At 46.2% G+C, this 742-nt stretch carries 1 protein-coding gene; it reads right to left on the reverse strand.

Annotation, left to right across the window (positions count from 1 at the left end):
* Positions 1-29: 29 nt before the first annotated feature.
* Positions 30-742 (reverse strand): IS3 family transposase (locus tag A3761_RS04780; RefSeq protein WP_156491600.1); only part of this gene is annotated, 713 nt, incomplete at its 5' end.

A 742-nucleotide genomic window follows, 5' to 3' on the forward strand; every position in this document is an offset into this window, starting at 1 on the left:
TCTCGTTAGGTTCGAAAGTGTTGTAGTGGTCAACTAAAACTGGCCAGCCCGTTATAAGTTTTTTCGTAAGCCTGTTCAGTCAATAACGGTGACATACCACCATTATGATGATGAGGCCGATGACGATTGTAGTAACCATTAATGTATTGATCGATAGCTGCTTCTGCTTCCATAAACGATTCATATCCTGATCGCGGCATCCATTCTGTTTTAAAGCTTCTAAAGAATCGCTCCATTGGCGCATTATCCCAGCAATTTCCTCTGCGACTTAGGCTTTGTCGAATGCCATAACGCCATAGCAGCTGACGATAGGATTGGCTTGTGTAATGACAACCTTGATCGCTGTGAAATAGCACGCCCTTCGGTTTGCCACGACTTTCATAAGCCACTCTCAATGCCTTCTTGGTTAACTCACTGTCGGGACTCTTAGATTTGGCCCAGCCAACAACACGCCTTGCATATAAGTCGATAACGACCGATAAGTACAGCCAACGAGACCCCGTCCAAACATATGTCACATCACCACACCAAACTTGATTAGGCTGTTCCGGACTGAAGCAACGACCCAACACATTTGGAATGAGCACATGCTCTTTCTCAGATTTAGCGTACTTATGTGCCGGCAATTGGCGGCTAACCAAACCTTCTTGCCTCATGAGCTTGTTCACTAACCAGCGACTCACCTTAAAGCCGGATAATGCCAGCAGAGTTACCAAAGTACGCTCCCCCGCAGAACCATTAC

The sequence above is a fragment of the Oleiphilus sp. HI0123 genome (genome assembly GCF_001635315.1).